A 15,498-nucleotide genomic window follows, 5' to 3' on the forward strand; every position below is an offset into this window, starting at 1 on the left:
TCGGCGGCGTCGCATCCCTAGACTGGCGTTCGTGACCGATCGCTCAACCGCTCCCGCTCGACCGACCACTGCCGCCATCGTCCTGGCCGCCGTCATCGACGTCGTGCTCGTGCTCGCGTTCGTGCTGATCGGGCGCGGCAGCCACGGCGAGAACGTCGTCGGCGGAGCGCTCGTCACGTTCTGGCCGTTCGGTGCAGGGCTCGTCGTCGGATGGCTCGCCTGCGCGGCTTGGCGCCGGCCTCAGGCCGTGTGGCTGACCGGGGTCGTCGTCTGGGCGGCCATCCTCGTGGTCGGCATGCTGTTGCGCGTCGTCAGCGGTCAGGGGATCGCATCGTCGTTCGTCGTGGTGGCGGCGATCGTGCTCGCGGTCTTCCTCATCGGGTGGCGCGCGGCGGCGCTGCTCGTCCGCCGTGTCGCCTCGCGTCGTCGCGACCGCGCGGCCGTTGCGGGCCACCGCGGCTGAGCGTTCCGTGTCGCGTCTCACCGAACCGCTTCGCGCCAGGCTCCAGGAGACCCTGAGCGGCCAGCAGACCGGCGTGCCGGAGTGGGTGCGAGAGTTCGAGTCGGGCACCGATCGCGGCTTCTTCGGTCCTGACTCGGCCGTGTGGGCGGTGCACGGCGGGATGCCGACGCTCGTCGCCGGCATCCGCGCTCTGCTCATGCAGGCCCTCCACCCCGGCGCGCTCGCGGGCGTGTACGACCGATCGAGGTTCAGGGAAGACCCGCTCGGACGGCTGAACGGCACCATCCGCTGGATCTTCACTGTGAGCTACGGCGACACCACCCAGGCCGTCGCCGGATCGAACTGGGTGAAGCGCCTGCACGAGCACGTCGTCGGCGACTATGTGGACGGCCACGGACGGCCGGCGCGCTACGCGGCGAACGATCCCCACCTGTCGACGTGGGTCCATCTGGCCTTCACCGACGCGTTCCTGACGGCGCACGAACGGTGGGGCGGCAGGATCCCCGGTGGCTCGGACGCCTATGTCGAGCAGTGGGCGAAGGCCGGCGAACTGATGGGTGTGCCGGATCCTCCGCGGAGCAGGGCCGAGCTCAAGGCGGGTCTGCACGGGTTCGCCGATGCAGGGGAGCTGCGCTGCGACGACCGCACGCGCGAGGTGGTGCACTTCGTGCGTCACGCGCCCGTTCGGCGCAGCCTGCGGCCCGCTTACGCCGTGCTGTTCGCGGGCGCCGTCGCGTCCCTCGAGCCCCGTTTCCGTGACCTGCTCGGCCTGCGGATGCCCAGGCTCGGCCCGGTCCCGCTCCCGGTCTCCTCTGCCACAGGTGTCGTGCTCGCGGCGGCCGGTGGCCTGCTCGGGCCGCAGACGGCGGGAGAGCAGGCCGCGCTCGTGCGTCTTGGTCGGCTGGATCGGCTGGATCGGCTGGGCCGGCCGGATCGGATGGACGGCTGAGCGGCGGCATCCGCGTCGGCTGTTGCGCGGGGTAGCCGCGCCGGAGGGCGGCGACGGATCCGTCGCCGGCTCGGTGGCGGGTTCCGCCGTGCGATGAGAAGTCGAGTCAGAGCGTGAGCCCCGCCACCAGGTTGACGGTCGAGGCGAGCACCACCGATCCGAACACGTACGAGAGCAGCGTGTGGCGGAGGATCACGGAGCGCAGCTGCGTCGTCCTGATGGTCGTGTCCGAGACCTGGAACGTCATGCCCAGATCGAAGGACAGGTACGCGAAGTCCACATAGCGCGGGTCCTCGTCGTTGTTGAAGTCGATGCCGCCGACCGGCTCCGTGTAGTAGATGCGCGCGTAACGCAGCGTGTACAGCGTGTGCAGCAATGTCCAGGAGAGTCCGACGCTGAGCACCGCCGCTGCCGCTCCGGCGCCCTGCGCCACGCCGTGCGTCTTGCTCGTGTGCACGAGCAGCACGGCGACCGCGAACAGGCTCGCCACCGCGATGAGCAGGATGAGCAGTTCGCTCATCCCGCTGCGAGGGTCCTCGCGCGTGGCGTGCAGTCTCGTCGTCGCGCCGTCGAAACGCCCGATCACGAGCCACACCCAGGCGATGTAGACGGCGCAGGCGGCAGCCCATCCGCCGACTGCCGCGTACCACCAGGAACCGGTCAGTCCGATGGCCGTGCCCACGACGACCCCGACGATGAGCATGACGATGAACCGGTCCGTCGAGCGGTTGCGACCGTTCGGGTCGAGCTTGGCTGCCACGGCATCATGGTGTCATCGCGCACACGATCGTCTGTGCTCGGCGCGCCGCGCAACGCGCGAGGCTCGCCGGCGCCGGCAGGTCAGCTCGACGAGCGGGCGGGAGGGTCCGACTCGAGTCGCGCGGTCAGCTGCTCCACCACCTTGCGACGCAGCACCTTGCCCACCATGGAGCGCGGCAGCTCGTCGACCTGGAAGACCCGGCGAGGAACCTTGTACGGCGTCATCGCCGAGCGAGCGTAGGCGCGGATGGCCGCCTCGTCGAACGGTGCGCCCGGCTTCATGATCACGACCGCCACCACGTCTTCGCCACCGCGAGCATGCGGCAGCCCCACCACGCAGACGTCCGCGACACCGTCGCACGCCCTGAGCTCCTCCTCGACCTCGGTCGGCGAGACGTTGAAGCCGCCGGTGATGATGAGCTCCTTGATGCGGTCGACGATGCGCACGAAGCCCTGCTCGTCCATGGTGACGACGTCGCCGGTGCGGAACCAGCCGTCGGCATCCAGCACCTTCGACGTCTCCTCGGGTTTGCGCCAGTAGCCGCGGAACACCTGCGGCCCTCGCGCCTGAAGCTCACCGGCTTCACCGAACGGAAGCACCCGATCCCGGTCGTCGGGGTCGACCACCCTGATGTCCGTGCTGGGCAGCGGCAGTCCGACGGTGCCTGCCTTCCGCGTGGACCCGACGGGATTCGCCATCAGCACGGGGGAGGTCTCGCTCAGCCCGTATCCTTCGACGAGATACCCGCCCGTCTCCTTCTCCCACAGGTCGACGATGCTCTGCGGCAGGCTCATCGCCCCCGAGATCGCGATCCGGATGCCCGCCAGCGGCACGTCCCTCTTCTTCGCCGCCGCGACCAGACGTTCGTAGATCGGCGGCACGGCGGGCAGGAACGTGGGCGGCCGCTTGCGCACCACCTGCAGCACCATGTCGGGGTCGAACGAGGGGAACAGCACCAGCCTCGCACCCATGCTCATGGCGAACGTGAGGCAGAGGGTGAGGCCGTAGGCATGGAACAGCGGCAGCACGGCATAGACGACGGATGTGCCGCGAGGCACGGTGGGAATCCAGGCGCGTGCCTGCGCGGCGTTGGCCACCAGGTTCGCGTGACTGAGCATGACGCCCTTGGGCGAGCCGGTCGTTCCGCTCGTGTACTGGATGAGGGCGAGGTCGTCGACCTCGGGACGGGGCACGGCCGCCGGCACGGGTTCGGCTTGCGACAGCGACCTCCACCTCACGACGTCGCTCACCCTGGCCCGCAGCCGCTCACGCGACTGGCGCGCCTTCTTCAGCGGGAGCCGAAGCGCGAAGCGGATCCTCGCGGGCATCGCCTCCACGATGTCGACCGCGACGATGCGTCTCAGCCCGATGTCGTCAGGCAGGTCCTGCAGGGTCGCGACCACGTTGGTCCACGCGATCGCCACCGTCGCCCCGTGGTCCTCGAACTGGTGGCGCATCTCACGCGGCGTGTACAGCGGGTTGTGCTCGACGACGACGGCCCCGAGACGCAGCACCGCGTAGAACGCGACCACGTGCTGCGGGCAGTTCGGCAGCACGAGCGCCACCCGGTCGCCCGCCTTGACTCCGAGCGCCGCGAGTCCGCCCGCGACGCGGTCGATCGCCTCCCCGAGCTGCCGATACGTGGTCGTCTTGCCGAAGAACTCCAAGGCGACATGGTCGGCGTACGCTGCGACGGACTCCTCGATGAGGTGCGGCAGCGCACCCCGAGGAGCCTCGATCTCAGCGGGAACGCCCTCCGCATAGCTGGACAGCCACGGGCGTTCGGCGGAATCGCTCATGCTCACAGCGTAGGTGCGCACGGCCGGCGCTCGCAGGACGAAGGCGCGCCGAGGCGTCGCCCTTCACCGGGTGCGACCGCCTCTACGGTCGGGGTCAGGCCGCGACGCGGTCGTCACGCCCGGTCAGTGCGAGAAGCCGCGACTGCAGCGGGGCATTCTCGTCGATGGGCACGGGCGACTCGAACAGACCGCTGGCCTCCAGGGTGTCTTTCTGGGGCTCGAACACCGTCCATGCGGCGGCGACGAGCGTCTCACCGAGATCTTCGTCTGCCCCGACGGCCCTCGCGAGGTCCCAGGTGTGCACGATGACGTCGGATGCCTGCTCTCGCAGATACGCGCTCGCCGGCACTCGGTCGTACGACAGGTTCACCCGGGCATCGGGATCGACCGCCGCCCATGCCTGGGTCGCGGCCGCGGAGTAGCGGCGCCACTCGGCGGCGAGGTCGTCGCTCAGCGGCTGAAGCCTCGAGCGCGCCTCCCCGACCGTGCGTCCTGCCAGAAGCAGCGGCACCCACTGCTGCTCCTCGATCACGTGCCGGACGAGCGCGGCGACGTCCCAGTCGGTGTCGGGCGTCGGCGCGCTCCAGTCGCTCACCAGCTCGAGACGCTCGCTGAAGGCCGCGTGCGCCTGTTTCTGAACGTGAAGCCAGTCGGCGAATGTCATCTTGTGGCCTTTCTTCTCGGTCACGTCGGAAGCAGCGGCATCCGCGTCGCCGGCGCTGGACGATCCGGCGGCGTGCCCCTCCCTGTCGTTCGGCTCTCGTCTGTTCGGGTTCTCTGCGCTGTCGCGCAGCGCTTCATCGTGCGTGTTCCAGAACCGGGGATCGCGCTCGTTCATTCCTGCTCCGCCCACTCCGTCTCGGTTGCCGCCGTCAGTCGTCGGACGCCGGGCCGTTCGACCCCGGTGCCACGCCGGCAACGGCCACGTCGATGGGCGTCTGCCCGGAGATCACATCGAACTGGGCATGCACGGTGGCGGGGGTGCGCAGGGCGGCGGAGATCACCCGGGCGACATCCTCGCGCGGGATCGATCCGCGCTGCAGCCGCCCGCCCACCTCGACGAGGCCCGTGCCGTCGTCGAGCGTGAGGGAGCCGGGCCGGATGATGGTCCAGTCCAGTCCGCTCCCGCGCAGTTCGGCATCCGCGTCGCGTTTCGCCGCGACATACGCCGTCCAGGACTCGTCAGAGCCATCCTGCACCGGGTCGTCGACGCCCATGGCGGAGACCTGGATGAACCGGCGCACGCCGGCAGCCTGCGCCGCCTTCTGCGACTTCACCGATCCCTCGAAGTCGACCGTCGTCTTGCGCTGCGGGCCCGAGCCCGGTCCAGCACCGGCGGCGAACACGACCGCGTCGACGCCTTCGATGGCGTGCGCGAGGTCGTCGGCCTGCGCCTGCTCGATGTCGAGCAGCACGCCCTCGCCGCCGAACCGGTAGATGTCGTCGGCGTGGTCCTCGTTCCGTACGACCCCGATGAAGTCGTCGCCCTCGTCGTACAGCACTCGCATGAGCTGCTGCGCCACCTTGCCATGTGCACCGATGATCGCCACGCGTGTCATGTACCCATCATGCTCTCCCTTGCCGTCGCGCGCAGGCGCAGGCCGTCCGCCGGAGGACGTGGCGGGAGTAACGGCGGATGGGACAATGGCACGCGTGTGGAGGCGACGGGACAAGAGCGATCAGGTCGACGCCGAGGGCTCCTTCGGCGTCGGCGTACAGGTGCACGTCATCGACGACGAACGTCAGGGGCCCAAGGGCTGGGTCGGCGATCCGACCGGCGTGATCGTGGCCAGCGCATCCTCGCTGGCGCACGGCGCCTTCGAGGTGGAGGCCCTGTCCGGCAGGGTGTGGACGGTGGCCTTCGACGAGCCGCAGTTCCGGGCGGACGGAACGGGGCCGGTGGAGCGGGCGAACATCCCGGAGTACCTGCTCATGACGGCGCCCGTCGCCGAGGGGTTCGACGGGCAGGCCGACGACCGCGGTGCCGGATCGTGACGCACCTGCTGTTCTCCTACGGAACGCTGCAACTTGCCGCCGTGCAGGAGGCCACGTTTGGCAGGAGGATGCCTGTGCGCCGCGCTCTCCTGCCCGGCTACGTGCTCGACACGGTCGCGATCACCGATCCGCATGTCGTCGAGCTGAGCGGAAGCGCCGAGCATCCGTTCGCCAGGGCGACGGGGAATCCGAGCGACCTCGTGGAGGGCGTCGTGCTGGAGCTGACCGACGACGACCTCGCCGCCGCCGACAGGTACGAGGTGGATGACTATGCCCGCATCGCCGTCCGGCTCACCTCGGGGGAGACGGCCTGGCTGTACGTGGATGCCGCGGGCGCGGGAGCTTCCGCATGCGCGGATCCGAGCTGATTCGCTGTCAATCCCGTATCCGTCTTACGGGCGGGAATCTATGCTTTTCTCATGCTCGTCGAGGGCACACTTCGATGGCGGGTCACGGAAGACTGCCCGTTCGACCTGCTGATCGGTCTGTGCCTGCGCGACCTCGCCGGGCTCGAAGGCGTGGGCGACCCTGTGCTCCCCGCGGTGGTGCCCGCCGTGCAGCGCGAGCCTGCCTCGCACCGCGTGCTGGCCAAGGCCGCTTCGACCGGATGGGAAGCCACGGCACCGGCGGCGCTTGCTCAACTGGGCGAGGAATGGACGCGCTGGTGGCGCAGGGCGGTCGTGCATGCCAACGCCGTCGCATCGTGGAGCACGGCGTTCGTGCCTCCGCACTTCGCCGAGTTCGACCGTGAGATCGCGCTGCAAGACCTGGTGATCGAACGCGTCGAGGATGCCATCGCGTGGGCGAAGGAACGCCGCGCCGAGTACGTCGACGACGACCGCGCGCACAGGCTCGAGTACTCGGCCGACATCGTCGACATCGTGCGCGGGCGCGAGCACGAGCTGCGACGGCAGGCCGGCTCGTTCCGCCTCGACATCGAGGCATTGCCGCTCGCGGAACCGGGCGCCTGGGTCGTCGGTCCCGACACCGTGGTGATCAGCTGGAGTCTGCGCGACGACCACGAGGCGTTCCGGCGCTGGCTGGCGCCGCTCGTCGCGGCCCTCGTCTGAGACTTCCGCGCGAACGGCCGTCGCCGGATCGCGCGCTGAACCGCACTGGCTCCGAAGGCGGGCGCGGCGCGCCGCGCTTGGGTGACAGGACTCGGGCGCAGAGGGGGCGAGGTCGCCCTGCCCGCCCTCTCCGGTCAGGCGGCCCCGCCGACGCGGACCACCGGCCCGGAGAGGGCCGGGTCGGCGGTCAGGCGACTCGCGTCTCCGGCGACTTGGTGTGCGACGGGTCGGTCTCCGCAACCGGCAGGATCACCTCGTCGATGCGGGTGAGCGTCTCCGCGTCCAGCTTGACTCCGGCGGCCTTCGCGTTGGAGGCGACCTGCTCGGGACGCGAGGCGCCGACGATGGCACCTGCCACGTTGGGGTTCTGCAGCACCCAGGCAACGGCGAGCTGGGCCAGCGTCAGCCCCGCCTCGTCCGCGATCGGCTGCAGGTTCTGCACCGCCGCCAGCACGTCGTCGTCGAGGAAGCGCTTGATCGCGTTCGCGCCGCCCTTGTCGTCCGTCGCCCGGCTGCCCTCCGGGAACTCCGCGCCGGGCTTGTACTTGCCGGTCAGCACGCCCTGCGCAACCGGCGACCAGACGATCTGGGAGATGCCCAGCTCGGTCGACGCGGGAACCACCTCCGCTTCGATCACCCGCCACAGCATGGAGTACTGCGGCTGGTTCGAGATGAGCTGGAGGCCGAGCTCCGTCGCGAGCGCGTGACCGGCACGCAGCTGCTCAGCGGTCCACTCGCTGACGCCCACGTACAGCACCTTTCCGGCCCGTACGAGATCGGCGAACGCCTGCATCGTCTCCTCGAGCGGCGTCTCGTAGTCGTACCGGTGCGCCTGGTAGAGGTCGACGTAGTCCGTTCCGAGACGCTGCAGCGAGCCGTCGATCGACTCCATGATGTGCTTGCGGCTGAGACCGGTGTCGTTGTGACCGCCGGGGCCGGTCGGCCAGTACACCTTGGTGAAGATCTCCAGAGACTGACGACGCTGGCCTTTCAGCGCGTCGCCCAGCACCGTCTCCGCTGCGGTGTTCGCGTACGCGTCCGCCGTGTCGAACGTCGTGATGCCGGCATCCAGTGCCGCGTGCACCGACGCCGTCGCCGTGTCGTTCTCCACCTGGGAGCCGTGGGTCAGCCAGTTGCCGTAGATGATCTCGGAGATCTTGAGTCCGCTGTTGCCGAGGTACCTGAAATCCATGGGATAACGCTATCCGGCCTGCACCGTGCGCGTGGTCGTCTTCCGCCGGGACGGTGTCGGACGAGGATGCGACACTGGTGCCGTGGGACGCGGCGACGGAAGGGACAGGCAGGTCACCGTCGGGCCCGTCGACGACACGGGCGCGACGAAGCTGCACGTGGACATGGATGCGTTCTACGCCTCCGTCGAGCTGCTCGACCATCCGGAGCTCCGCGGCAGGCCCGCCATCGTCGGGCACGCATCCGGACGATCCGTCGTCTCGAGCGCGACCTACGAGGCCAGGCTGGCGGGCGTGCGCAGCGCCATGCCCGTCGCACAGGCTCTTCGGCTGTGCCCGGACGCCGTCGTGCTGGAGCCGCACTTCGACAAGTACGCGCACTATTCGTCCCGAGTGCTGTCGATCCTCGGCGATGTCACGCCGCTGGTGGAACAGGTGAGCATCGACGAGGCGTTCCTGGATGTCTCGGGGGCCGTGCGACTGCTCGGATCGCCGTCGACGATCGGGGCAGGCATCCGGAGCAGGGTGCAGGCGGAGACCGGGCTCACGTGCTCCGTCGGGGTCGCAGGCACGAAGTTCATGGCGAAGCTCGCCTCGACGAAGGCCAAGCCCGACGGCATGCTCGTCATCCCGGTCGACGAGACGCTGTCGTTCCTGCATCCGCTGCCGATCGGCGCGTTGTGGGGTGTCGGCCCGTCCACACAGGAGACGCTGCACCGTTACGGGCTCCGTACGGTCGGCGATGTGGCCGGGACGCCCCTCGATGTGCTGCGCCGCTGGGTGGGCGACGCGTCGGGCGTGCGGCTGCACGAGCTGGCCAACGGTGTGGATCCGCGGTCCGTCGAGCCGGAGTCGCGGGAGAAGAGCATCGGGCACGAGCAGACGTTCGAGCACGACGTGACGGATGCCGCCGTGCTGAGACGCGAGCTGCTCCGGCTCTCCACCCAGGTGGCCGCCCGGCTGCGCTCGCATCGACTGACGGCCCGTACGGTCGCCCTCAAGCTGCGGTACGCCGACTTCCGCACCATCTCCCGTTCGCGCACGCTCGGCGATCCGACGAACGTCGGGCGCCGCATCTACGAGGAGGCCGTGACGCTGCTCGAGTCGGCGCTGCTGCCCTCCGACGCGATCCGGCTTCTCGGGGTGCGCGCCGAGCAGGTTCTGCCCGACGGCTCGGGAGCCCCTGCGCTGTGGGACCCCGACGAGGACTGGCGCGATGCCGAGCACGCGATCGACCGGGTCGCGGCGAAGTTCGGCGCCGGGGCCGTGACATCCGCCGCGCTGGTCGGGACGCAGCCGCGTCGCGTCGGCGACACGGCTAACGCGCGCGTCATCCGGGAGAGGGACGACAAGTCTGGTCCTCGCAGACGCGAGACGCGAGGCGAACCGGGTCGGCAGGCATCCGACCCGTAGGGGGGCCGGGCGGAGACCTCGCGGCCGCTGGAAACGACTCCCGGGACGCGGCGACGCCCGGCCGCGCGGCGACGGCGGGCACGAGACGTCGCCGTCCGCTCACCGAAGCGCGACGTCGATCGCCCTGTGGTCGCTGCCGTTGGCAGGCAGAACCGTGCTCGACGCGGTGGAGAACCCTCGGGTCAGCACGTGGTCGACGCGAGCGAACGGGAACGATGCCGGCCAGGTGTATCCGAATCCGAAGGTGGTCGTCGGGGATTCGGACACCGTGGTCTCCAGCTGCTGGAACTCGCGATCGGTCGAGGCCGAGTTGAAGTCGCCGACCACGAGGGCACGCGGGTCGCGATCCTCGGACAACACGCCGGCGAGCGAGGAGAGCATCGTGTCCCGCTGCCGGTATTCGCCAGGCCGCACGGATGCCATGTGCACCTCGACGACGCGCACCGGGCCGCCCGGGGTGGAGACCAGAACGCTGAGGGCGCGGTTCCAGCCGAGCCCGAGCTCCAGCGGCTTGCCCTCGCTCAGCGGGGTCTTGCTCCACAGCCCGATCGTGCCGACGACGTAGCTGTGCGGATACGCCGAGGCGAGCGTGTGCTCGGCGAGCGGCCGGGATCGGCCGTCGAGCTCCTGCAGGGCCACGACGTCGGCGCCGCGGGTCAGGAGCGACTCGATCGTGGCCTGAGGGTCGGGGTTGTCGGCATCGATGTTCTCGCTCACCACGCGCAGGCTGGCCTGCCCGGTCCCGTGGTGCGGCAGCAGAGTCGGCACGAACAGCACGAGCCACACAGCCGCGGCGACCAGCGTTCCGATCCAGGCGAACCCCGATCGGCGGATGATGAGCGCCGCGAGCAGCAGCACGGCGATGGCGACCCACAGCCAGGGCAGGAACGTCTCGAGCAGCGAGACGTAGCCGCCGGCATCCGGGATGGCCGAATGCGCAACCAGCACCGCGGCGGTCAGCAGGCCGAGGATGCCGACGACGACCCCCGATCCGGAGGAGCGGCGTCGGCGGGTGGGCATCCGTCGATTATGGCCTGGCCCCCGCGCACGAAGATCGGTATCCGCCGTGAGGATGCGCCGCGATGGCGTGCCCCGGCCCGGCCGTCCTCGTCGCCTGAGCCCTGGTCACGCCCTGCCACTCACGGGTAGCGTTGCAGCATGGCTGACTTCGTGCTGAGGCTCGCTGACTCCGTGAAATCGACCGCAGGCGTGCGCACGGCGTACGGCGAGCCGGTGACGCTCGATGACGTGACGGTCATTCCGGTCGCCCTGGCGTGGTTCGGGTTCGGCGGGGGAGAGGGCCCGCAGGAGCCCGCTCTCGGGTCAGGGGGAGGCGGTGGCGGCGCGAGCGTGCCGATCGGCGCCTACATCAAAGACAAGACCGGCGTGCGATTCGAGCCGAACCCCATCGCCCTGCTCGCCGTCGCCATTCCGTTCGCGTGGGTGGCCACGAGGGGGATCGCGCTCGTCTTCAAAGCTCTGCGCCGGCGTCGACGCTGAGCGCGGGCGTGGCGGCTCCGCGCAAGATCTGAAGCCGCTGTCGCGCAGGCGTCGAGGCGGCCGTCGGCTCTACGCGCCGGCGTCGATTCCGCTGCCCGACTCGAGCTCTCGCGCCCTGCGCGCTGCCGCCTCGTGTGCCGCCCTGGCGGCGGCGAGACGAGCAGCCTCGGCACGGCGTTCGGCGAGGATTCGCTCGAACTTGCGCTGCCGCATGATGAGCAGGCGCAGCATCAGCACGAACGCCAGCGCGACGACGAGCAGCACCCACATGATGAGCATCCGCTGCCTCCTCGCTTTCGCCTGGCCGACACCGACCGTCTGAGACCTGGGTCAACACTACGCGCTCTCCGCGGGCACCTCTGACGCTCCCGGTGCGCGTGCACCCGCGGGGGCCTCGGTCACGCGGGCCCCTCGCTATAATCGGGACTCGAACACGGGAGTCCGGTGAGCCGGGCTGAGAGGAAGGTACTCCAACCTTCGACCGTCGAACCTGATCTGGATCATGCCAGCGCAGGAAGGCCATCTCTGGGGCGCTTCGCACCGTGCGAGGCATCCACCCGTGCCCACGTTTCCTGGAACGAAAGGGCACGAATAGTGCACGCCACCATCACCACCGCCGTCGGCTCCGGCCGACGCGTCTTCCGCTGGCGCGTCGTCGACATCGTCGTCGCCGCCGTCCTCGCCGTCGTCGCGGGTCTCGTCTTCTGGGTATGGGATCAGGCATCCAACCCGGTCGGCGCACCCATCACCGCGGCCCTTCCCGGCCTGCAGGGCATCATCAACGGACCCTGGCTGTTCGCGGGCGTGCTCGGCGGACTGGTCGTGCGCAAGCCGGGGGCCGCGCTCTTCACCGAGCTCGTCGCAGCGACGGTCTCCGCCCTCATTGGCACCCAGTGGGGCCCGCTCACGCTGCTGTCCGGGCTGGTGCAGGGCGCGGGCGCCGAACTGGTCTTCGCACTCGTGCTGTACGCGCGCTGGAACTGGCTGGTCGCTCTCCTGGCCGGCGCGGGCGCCGGCGTCGGTGAGTCCGTCCTCGACCTGCTCGTGTGGTACCCGGGCGCGAAGGCGTCCTTCGCCGTCGTGTACGCGGCCGGCACGATCGTCTCCGGCGCGGTGATCGGCGGGCTCGGCTCCTGGGCCATCGTGCGCGGGCTGGCCAGGACCGGGGCCCTCAGCAGATTCGGTGCGGGGCGCGAGGTGTCGGAGCGGGTGTGACCGGGCGAACGCGCTTTCAGCAGCGGCCGGCCGGAATCCACGCCGCCGGCTGGGGCTGGCGTCATGCCGGTCGTGCAGCGTGGGCGGTTCGAGGGCTCGACCTCGATGTGCAGCCGGGGGAGCGCATCCTGCTGCTCGGCGGATCGGGCTCCGGCAAGAGCACGCTCCTCGGCGGGATCGCGGGTGTGCTCGGCGGTGACGACGACGGAGAGTCGGAAGGTCGGCTGCTGCTCGACGGCGAAGCGCCGTCGGCCGTTCGTGGCAGGGCGGGACTCGTACTGCAGGATCCGGAGACGCAGACCGTGCTCGCCAGGGTGGGCGACGATGTGGCGTTCGCCTGCGAGAACATCGGCGTGCCGCGCGAGCAGATCTGGCCCAGAGTGCGGGCGGCCCTCGACGCCGTGCGGCTCGACGTGGACCTGAGCCATGCCACGTCGGCCCTCAGCGGCGGCCAGAAGCAGCGACTGGCGCTCGCAGGCATCCTCGCCATGCAGCCCGGGGTGCTGCTGCTCGACGAACCGACGGCGAACCTGGATCCGGACGGCGTGGTCGAGGTGCGCGACGCCGTGGCGTCCGCGTTGGAGGCGACCGGAGCGACCCTGATCGTGGTCGAGCACCGGGTGGATGTCTGGCTCGAGCTCGTCGACCGGGTGGTCGTGCTCGACGGGGCGGGCGGTGTCCTGGCCGACGGAGCACCCGACCGGGTGTTCGATGACAGCGCGCGGGAACTGAGAGCGGCGGGCGTGTGGCTGCCCCACCGTTCCGCGCCCGCGCGCCGAGAGCCGACGGCGCAGGGAGCCGCGCTGCTGTCCGGCGAGGGGCTGACCGTGGCGCGTCCCCGCGGACCGCGGATCCCCGTGGGGGACATCACGGTGCGTGCGGGCACGGCACTGGCTCTGACCGGTGTGAACGGCGCGGGCAAGAGCACCCTCGCGCTCGCGCTCGGCGGGCTCCTGCCGCCGGTCTCAGGAACGCTCACGGCATCCGAGGAACTCAGGGCAGGTCTCGGCGCATCGCCGTTCGCATGGCGCTCGTCCGCGCTCGTCAGCCGTATCGGCTCGGTGTTCCAGAACCCGGAGCATCAGTTCGTCGCCGCGACCGTACGGGACGAACTTGCCGTCGGGCCACGCGCTGCAGGCATCCGCCGCCGCCAGACCGATGCCGTGATCGACGATGTGCTCGCGAGGCTGCGTCTCGACTCGCTCGCCCGCGCCAACCCGTTCACGCTCTCCGGCGGCCAGAAGCGCCGGTTGTCCGTAGCGACGGCCATCGTGACCGCTCCGCGGATGCTCGTGCTCGACGAGCCGACGTTCGGACAGGATGCCGTCACGTGGGGCGAGCTCGTCGGCCTGCTCGCGGAGCTGCGCGACGGCGGCAGCGCCCTCGTGTGTGCGACGCACGACGAGGAGCTCGTCCGCGTGCTTGCCGCACAGCGCCGCGAGCTCACCGCTGGAGCGCCGTTGGTGGGCGCGGCATGACGTTCACGCAGCCTCTGCGCTCGACGCGTCTCGCCTCGGTCAATCCCGTCGCGAAGCTGGGCGCGGCGTCCACGATCGCGATCGTGCTGCTGGCGAGCATCGATCAGGTCTCCGCCGGCGTGGCGCTGGTGGTCGAGTGCTTGCTCCTCGGGTTTCTGCGATTCCCGCTCGGAGCCGCGCTGCTCAGGGTGAGCCCGATCCTCGTCGCAGCGGTTCTCGCCGGGCTCACGACGCTCCTGTACGGCCAGTCGTCCGGCCGGGTCTACGCGCACTGGTGGCTCGTCGAGGTGAGCGACGGGTCGATCCGGCTCGCGATCGCGACGGCGCTGCGCATCCTGGCGGTCGGGATCCCCGCCGTGCTGCTGTTCCTCACGGTCGACCCGACCGATCTCGCCGACAGCCTCGCCCAGGTGCTGCGACTGCCCGCTAGGTTCGTGCTCGGGGCTCTGGCCGCGTTCCGCCTGCTCGGGCTGTTCGCCGAGGACTGGCGGGCGCTCGGGTATGCCAGGAGGGCGCGCGGGATCGCGGGACGAGGAGCGGTCCGCCGTTCGCTGGGTCAGGCGTTCACCCTGTTCGTGCTGTCGATCCGGCGAGCGAGCTCGCTTGCGACCGCCATGGAGGCGCGGGGGTTCGGCAGCTCGGCCCGGCGCACCTGGGCAAGACCGTCGCGATTCACCGCACGGGACTGGCTGGTGCTCGGCATCGGCGTGCTGGTCGCGGCGCTCGCCGTCGCCGTCTCCGTGCTCACCGGGAGCTGGCGCTTTGTCATCGGCTGACCGCGTCGACCTGTCGCAGCATGCGCGCACGCTCGTGAGGCAGGCGCTCGATCGTTCCTCGGCACCCGTCGTGCTGATCGACGGTCCGAGCGGCGCAGGCAAGTCCACCTTCGCCGACAGCGTCGTGGCGTCCTGGCCGGATACCACCGTGCGGCTCGTGCGCATGGACGACCTGTACCCCGGATGGGACGGCCTGGATGCCGCTTCGGCCGCCGTGCACGACGAGCTGCTCGGTCCGATGCGAGTGACCGGCATCGGGCGCTGGCGGCGATGGGACTGGACGGCATCGCAACCCGCCGAATGGCACGAGGTCGCTGCCGGCAGTCCGCTCGTGGTCGAGGGCTGCGGATGCCTCAGCCGGCGGGCGGCGCCGCTCGCCGACCTCCGCGTCTGGCTGACCGCCGACGACGGCGTGCGCAAGCGTCGCGCGCTCGCGAGGGATGCCGGAGGCTTCGACGCGCACTGGGACGGGTGGGAGAGGCAGTGGCAGCGTTTCGTGCGACGCGAGTGGCCTCGGCTGCTCGCCGATCTCGTGATCGACACGACGACCACGTCGTGACAGCGATCGGATCAGGCCCGGAAGGCGGCGGTCATCCGGTCGTCCTGGTCGCGGTACCGTTGTGACATGAGCGAGTCTGCAGCCGAGTACATCGTCGAGTACGTGGACGGGCCCCTGGCGGGAACCGTCGATCGTCGGTACCTGATCGGCGGCGAGTTCGACGAGACCGTCAGCGCGTACGCCGCGATCGACGGCATCGAGTCGCAGTTCGAGTACAAGGCGGTCGACAGCCGCGAGGTCCAGGGGCAGCTGCACGTGCGCTACACGTTCGATGCCCCGGACAGTGATCCGTACGAGAGCGACCCCGAGGACGACCCGGCCCGCTGAGCAG

The 15,498-nt window shown here is 70.4% G+C and carries 19 protein-coding genes; 12 read left to right on the top strand and 7 right to left on the bottom strand.

Features of this window, described 5'->3' with window-relative positions; translation table 11 throughout:
• The first annotated feature begins 31 nt into the window (after positions 1 to 31).
• Both VHB92_RS09935 and VHB92_RS09940 read left to right on the top strand, forming a co-directional pair.
• Entirely contained in the window at positions 32 to 463 is a 432-nt protein-coding gene (locus VHB92_RS09935; RefSeq protein WP_325453588.1) for a DUF3054 domain-containing protein, read from the top strand.
• 7 nt (positions 464 to 470) lie between these two features.
• Positions 471 to 1,412, top strand: a complete 942-nt coding sequence (locus VHB92_RS09940; RefSeq protein WP_325453589.1) for an oxygenase MpaB family protein — start codon at positions 471 to 473, stop codon at positions 1,410 to 1,412.
• A 106-nt stretch (positions 1,413 to 1,518) separates the two neighbouring features.
• Here the strand turns inward: VHB92_RS09940 and VHB92_RS09945 are convergent, their stop codons facing one another.
• The 4 genes from VHB92_RS09945 to VHB92_RS09960 form a co-directional block, all read right to left on the bottom strand.
• Positions 1,519 to 2,172: a DUF1345 domain-containing protein gene (locus VHB92_RS09945; RefSeq protein ID WP_325453590.1), complete on the bottom strand. Its 654-nt coding sequence runs from the start codon at positions 2,170 to 2,172 to the stop codon at positions 1,519 to 1,521.
• 80 nt (positions 2,173 to 2,252) lie between these two features.
• Positions 2,253 to 3,971, bottom strand: coding sequence for a long-chain-fatty-acid--CoA ligase (locus VHB92_RS09950; RefSeq protein WP_325453591.1), 1,719 nt, complete (start codon positions 3,969 to 3,971; stop codon positions 2,253 to 2,255).
• A gap of 94 nt (positions 3,972 to 4,065) precedes the next feature.
• Positions 4,066 to 4,809, bottom strand: a complete 744-nt coding sequence (locus VHB92_RS09955; protein WP_325453592.1) for a TIGR03086 family metal-binding protein — start codon at positions 4,807 to 4,809, stop codon at positions 4,066 to 4,068.
• Positions 4,810 to 4,843: 34 nt separating this feature from the next.
• A complete protein-coding gene (locus VHB92_RS09960; protein WP_325453593.1) occupies positions 4,844 to 5,530 on the bottom strand; it encodes an SDR family oxidoreductase in 687 nt (228 codons plus the stop codon).
• An 85-nt stretch (positions 5,531 to 5,615) separates the two neighbouring features.
• On the opposite strand from VHB92_RS09960, the gene VHB92_RS09965 reads away from it, so the two are divergent.
• From VHB92_RS09965 to VHB92_RS09975, 3 genes are read left to right on the top strand one after another with little or no spacing between them, the layout of a single operon-like run.
• Positions 5,616 to 5,966 carry a hypothetical protein gene (locus tag VHB92_RS09965; RefSeq protein ID WP_325453594.1) on the top strand — a complete coding sequence of 117 codons (351 nt, stop codon included), beginning with the start codon at positions 5,616 to 5,618 and terminating at the stop codon, positions 5,964 to 5,966.
• Positions 5,963 to 6,334, top strand: coding sequence for a gamma-glutamylcyclotransferase family protein (locus VHB92_RS09970; protein WP_325453595.1), 372 nt, complete (start codon positions 5,963 to 5,965; stop codon positions 6,332 to 6,334). Before VHB92_RS09965 ends, VHB92_RS09970 begins: the two co-directional genes overlap by 4 nt.
• Before the next feature lie 51 nt (positions 6,335 to 6,385).
• The gene (locus VHB92_RS09975; protein ID WP_325453596.1) at positions 6,386 to 7,036 is read left to right on the top strand and encodes a hypothetical protein; all 651 of its coding nucleotides are present in this window, start codon (positions 6,386 to 6,388) and stop codon (positions 7,034 to 7,036) included.
• Between the two features lie 187 nt (positions 7,037 to 7,223).
• Here VHB92_RS09975 and VHB92_RS09980 read toward each other — a convergent pair whose 3' ends face one another.
• Positions 7,224 to 8,228 (bottom strand): aldo/keto reductase family protein, encoded by a 1,005-nt coding sequence (locus tag VHB92_RS09980; protein ID WP_325453597.1) that lies wholly within the window; start codon positions 8,226 to 8,228, stop codon positions 7,224 to 7,226.
• An 82-nt stretch (positions 8,229 to 8,310) separates the two neighbouring features.
• Here VHB92_RS09980 and VHB92_RS09985 point away from each other — a divergent pair, with 82 nt between their 5' ends.
• Positions 8,311 to 9,639, top strand: a complete 1,329-nt coding sequence (locus VHB92_RS09985) for a DNA polymerase IV (RefSeq protein WP_325453598.1) — start codon at positions 8,311 to 8,313, stop codon at positions 9,637 to 9,639.
• A gap of 99 nt (positions 9,640 to 9,738) precedes the next feature.
• Here VHB92_RS09985 and VHB92_RS09990 read toward each other — a convergent pair whose 3' ends face one another.
• Complete coding sequence (locus tag VHB92_RS09990) at positions 9,739 to 10,659, bottom strand: endonuclease/exonuclease/phosphatase family protein (protein ID WP_325453599.1); 921 nt, start codon at positions 10,657 to 10,659, stop codon at positions 9,739 to 9,741.
• A 138-nt stretch (positions 10,660 to 10,797) separates the two neighbouring features.
• Here VHB92_RS09990 and VHB92_RS09995 point away from each other — a divergent pair, with 138 nt between their 5' ends.
• Complete coding sequence (locus VHB92_RS09995) at positions 10,798 to 11,139, top strand: hypothetical protein (protein ID WP_325453600.1); 342 nt, start codon at positions 10,798 to 10,800, stop codon at positions 11,137 to 11,139.
• A 69-nt stretch (positions 11,140 to 11,208) separates the two neighbouring features.
• Here VHB92_RS09995 and VHB92_RS10000 read toward each other — a convergent pair whose 3' ends face one another.
• Complete coding sequence (locus tag VHB92_RS10000; RefSeq protein WP_325453601.1) at positions 11,209 to 11,418, bottom strand: hypothetical protein; 210 nt, start codon at positions 11,416 to 11,418, stop codon at positions 11,209 to 11,211.
• Positions 11,419 to 11,733: 315 nt separating this feature from the next.
• Here VHB92_RS10000 and VHB92_RS10005 point away from each other — a divergent pair, with 315 nt between their 5' ends.
• The 5 genes from VHB92_RS10005 to VHB92_RS10025 all read left to right on the top strand — a co-directional run bounded on the left by VHB92_RS10005 (position 11,734) and on the right by VHB92_RS10025 (position 15,494).
• A complete protein-coding gene (locus tag VHB92_RS10005) occupies positions 11,734 to 12,354 on the top strand; it encodes an ECF transporter S component (protein WP_325453602.1) in 621 nt (206 codons plus the stop codon).
• Positions 12,351 to 13,832, top strand: a complete 1,482-nt coding sequence (locus tag VHB92_RS10010) for an ABC transporter ATP-binding protein (RefSeq protein ID WP_325453603.1) — start codon at positions 12,351 to 12,353, stop codon at positions 13,830 to 13,832. Before VHB92_RS10005 ends, VHB92_RS10010 begins: the two co-directional genes overlap by 4 nt.
• Positions 13,829 to 14,608, top strand: coding sequence for an energy-coupling factor transporter transmembrane component T (locus VHB92_RS10015; RefSeq protein ID WP_325453604.1), 780 nt, complete (start codon positions 13,829 to 13,831; stop codon positions 14,606 to 14,608). The genes VHB92_RS10010 and VHB92_RS10015 overlap by 4 nt, the downstream gene beginning before the upstream one ends.
• On the top strand, positions 14,595 to 15,167 hold the full coding sequence (locus VHB92_RS10020) for an ATP-binding protein (protein WP_325453605.1): 573 nt from the start codon (positions 14,595 to 14,597) through the stop codon (positions 15,165 to 15,167). Before VHB92_RS10015 ends, VHB92_RS10020 begins: the two co-directional genes overlap by 14 nt.
• A gap of 66 nt (positions 15,168 to 15,233) precedes the next feature.
• The gene (locus tag VHB92_RS10025) at positions 15,234 to 15,494 is read left to right on the top strand and encodes a hypothetical protein (protein WP_325453606.1); all 261 of its coding nucleotides are present in this window, start codon (positions 15,234 to 15,236) and stop codon (positions 15,492 to 15,494) included.
• The last annotated feature ends 4 nt before the right edge of the window (positions 15,495 to 15,498 follow it).

This window comes from Humibacter sp. (assembly GCF_035547335.1).
Lineage (GTDB): Bacteria > Actinomycetota > Actinomycetes > Actinomycetales > Microbacteriaceae > Humibacter.

Coding starts and splice junctions, on each gene's coding strand:
- VHB92_RS09950 (WP_325453591.1), bottom strand. CDS start 3,971: ATGAGCGATTCCGCCGAACGCCCGTGGCTGTCCAGCTATGCGGAGGGC.
- VHB92_RS09980 (WP_325453597.1), bottom strand. CDS start 8,228: ATGGATTTCAGGTACCTCGGCAACAGCGGACTCAAGATCTCCGAGATC.
- VHB92_RS09960 (WP_325453593.1), bottom strand. CDS start 5,530: ATGACACGCGTGGCGATCATCGGTGCACATGGCAAGGTGGCGCAGCAG.
- VHB92_RS10015 (WP_325453604.1), top strand. CDS start 13,829: ATGACGTTCACGCAGCCTCTGCGCTCGACGCGTCTCGCCTCGGTCAAT.
- VHB92_RS09955 (WP_325453592.1), bottom strand. CDS start 4,809: ATGAACGAGCGCGATCCCCGGTTCTGGAACACGCACGATGAAGCGCTG.
- VHB92_RS09995 (WP_325453600.1), top strand. CDS start 10,798: ATGGCTGACTTCGTGCTGAGGCTCGCTGACTCCGTGAAATCGACCGCA.
- VHB92_RS09975 (WP_325453596.1), top strand. CDS start 6,386: ATGCTCGTCGAGGGCACACTTCGATGGCGGGTCACGGAAGACTGCCCG.
- VHB92_RS10025 (WP_325453606.1), top strand. CDS start 15,234: ATGAGCGAGTCTGCAGCCGAGTACATCGTCGAGTACGTGGACGGGCCC.
- VHB92_RS09990 (WP_325453599.1), bottom strand. CDS start 10,659: ATGCCCACCCGCCGACGCCGCTCCTCCGGATCGGGGGTCGTCGTCGGC.
- VHB92_RS10000 (WP_325453601.1), bottom strand. CDS start 11,418: ATGCTCATCATGTGGGTGCTGCTCGTCGTCGCGCTGGCGTTCGTGCTG.
- VHB92_RS09965 (WP_325453594.1), top strand. CDS start 5,616: ATGGCACGCGTGTGGAGGCGACGGGACAAGAGCGATCAGGTCGACGCC.